The sequence below is a fragment of the bacterium genome (assembly GCA_028821235.1).
Lineage (GTDB): Bacteria > Actinomycetota > Acidimicrobiia > Spongiisociales > Spongiisociaceae > Spongiisocius.
Genome location: JAPPGV010000064.1, coordinates 1 through 2,613, shown reverse-complemented (window position 1 = coordinate 2,613; position 2,613 = coordinate 1). Strand labels below are relative to the sequence as shown.

The 2,613-nt window shown below is 64.8% G+C and carries 2 protein-coding genes; one reads left to right on the top strand and one right to left on the bottom strand.

The window, feature by feature from the left end:
- Nucleotides 1-653 precede the first annotated feature (653 nt).
- Nucleotides 654-1,526 carry a hypothetical protein gene (locus tag OXK16_06935; GenBank protein ID MDE0375680.1) on the top strand — a complete coding sequence of 291 codons (873 nt, stop codon included), beginning with the start codon at nt 654-656 and terminating at the stop codon, nt 1,524-1,526.
- Nucleotides 1,527-1,686: 160 nt separating this feature from the next.
- On the opposite strand, the gene OXK16_06930 is transcribed toward OXK16_06935, so the two are convergent.
- Nucleotides 1,687-2,613, bottom strand: a 927-nt coding sequence (locus OXK16_06930) for a DUF4268 domain-containing protein (GenBank protein ID MDE0375679.1), incomplete at its 5' end; no start/stop codon positions are given.

The following is a 2,613-nucleotide window of genomic DNA, read 5'->3' as shown; positions in this document are numbered from 1 at the left end:
AGAGGTTGTGGAACGGCAATGGGAACTGGTCTTCTAACACCCCCGACCCGCCGGGAGCAACGCGCTAGCCGCTGCTACCGGTTTCGTCGCCGACCGGATCGAAAAGACCGTGCGCCTCCTGGCACTGGCCGACGACATCGCCTCCCACCCATACTTGGGTGGGAGCCTGGCGCTGACCGGGGGCACCGCTTTGAACATGTTCGTCCTCCCGGCGCCTCGCCTGTCGTTCGATCTGGACTACCACTACATCGGAGCCGAAGACCTAGCCACGATGAAAGCGGAGCGACCCGCCGTCGAGGACGCCCTAGCGCGCCTGCTCCCGGCCCACGGGCTGGAGGTGAAGAGGCGACCCAACCCCGAACGCGACCACGCCGGCGGCAAATGGGACCTCCGATACCGCAACGCCTTCGGCCGCAGCGAAAGCCTCTCAGTCGACGTCGGGTATGTACGGCGGGTACCGCTGTGGCCGACCACACGTCACGACTCACACCGGCTGGGCCGCTGGCAAGCCACCGATGTGCCCATCTTCGATATCCACGAAATCGCCGCCGGCAAACTATCAGCGCTCGCTACACGACCGCGGATACGCCCGAGACCTGTTCGACGCCGCGCTGATCCCAAACCTCCCTGGGCTGCTCCCGGCCAAGCTCCGTGTGGCGTTCGTCGTCTACGGCGGCGGAGCCCGCCCCGACTGGCGCACGGTCTGCGCCAACCCACGCAAGGTCCAAGCCCCTTCCCTGGGTCGCCAACTCCGCCCCGCGCTGAACTCGGCTGACGCACAACGCACCCGACCAGCGGCCGCGGACGCCTACCTCGCCGAGCTCGAGGCCAAAGCCGCCACCGCCCGCCGGATCGTGCTCCCCTTCACCCCCACAGAGGAAACCTTCTTAGACGCACTGTTGGACTGGGGCCGGGTCGAACCCCACCTGCTCACCGCAGACGAACATCTCCAACACCGCATCGCCACAGAGCCATGGCTCCAATGGAAGTCCCACAACACGCGCCGGCGCCTCGCCGCCCAACCGGTCGGTGTCCACGTCCGCCGCTACCAGGCTGATAACTGGGGTTGGGAAGTGGCCACCACCAGCCCCCCACGTGTGCTGTCCGGCCGCCACCCCACACTCGAAGAAGCCGAAGCCGCCCGCGACTTCCTAGTGCGACTGGTGAACGTCCACCCACAACTACACATCGTGGGACCGGACCCCCAACCGAGAGACCACATGCCGACGGTCAGGGTCTATTCGCCAGCACGCAACGAACCCTGCTACCTGCTATGCCTCAACGCCGACGGCACCCCCGACGCCACATCCCCACCGTACCCCACCCCCCAAGCGGCCTACCACACCCTCCAACAGCTCGGCCTGCTCAGCGCCGCCACCACCGACCGGGACATCGGCCACCGAGCCACCACCCAAACCACCTCCAACACCTGCCGATGCTCCCCGAACGGGTGGCGATGCGAACACATCCAAGTCGAGCTGCCCGAAGCCGAACCCCCCGACCGCGGACACGGGCTCAGCCTATAAAACGAACAGAAAAGGCAACCCCCGACCGCGGGGAACCACCCAGACAAGCATCCAAACCACCACACCCGAAAGCGCTCACAAGACAATAAGCCGTCCCCGTCGGATAGGTCTGACGAGCCGGCGAGGCAGTTACCCACCTCCCGCTTAGATGGAGGGACTCCTAGACGAGGTCCTTCAGGTAGGGCATGAGCGTGTCATGGAATCGGTACATAGCGTCGGCCAGCACCTCATAGCCGGCTTCCCGTTCGTCGGCGGGTGAACGCCAGCCACAAGCCCCCTCCGGGAACCAGTAGATGCGGCTGGACTGTAGGTTCGGCTTGTTCTCCCACACCAGTTCGGTATCGAGAGCATCCTCAATCGCGTCCCGATGACTAGCGATCGAGTCGTACAGCTCGTCATTCTGCTCTTGGTTGCCCGACTCGATACGCAACTGGACCCGGCAAGAGTTCGTCAGGACCCAGAACTGAAAGGAGAAGGGCCCTTTGCTGGCAATGGTCACATACGAAGATACAACCCTGGTGGCCTTGAACAAGGTACCTTTGCTGCTCATTGCTGTCTGCAGCCCCGCCCAGAACTTCTCTTGCATATCGCGACGATGACGGTCACCGGGCCCGATTGGCGGCGGTCCCCCGGATCTCCACTCATTCGGGCCAGCGACGAGGCGGAATCGGAAACCGGGGGCCGACTCGCCTATGCGGCCCGCTTCGATGGCGACCAGGAACAGGCGGATCCCATCGGAACCGTACGCCTCCGAATAGCGATTCCATTCGTCCGCCACCGCGACGAACTCATCACGGTGCGACTCGGCCACCACGATCACCGCCCGACACTCCAGGCCGACCGCGTACGCGAGGGCCCGAGTGAGATGATCGTGATCGGCCTCGCCGTACTGGTTCTCCACCGCCCAGTTCCTGCCGGAGGAGTCCTTTGCCAGGATGTCGAGTCGGCGCCCCCCGGGCACGTCGACCTCGGTACGGTCCAACCCCAGTTCGCCGATCTCGAGGTGCTCGGACAGAACTTCCAGATTCTCGGCGAGCCAGGGTGTGAAATCCCTAGCCTCGCCCGGCCACACCTCGCGGATGTCGAT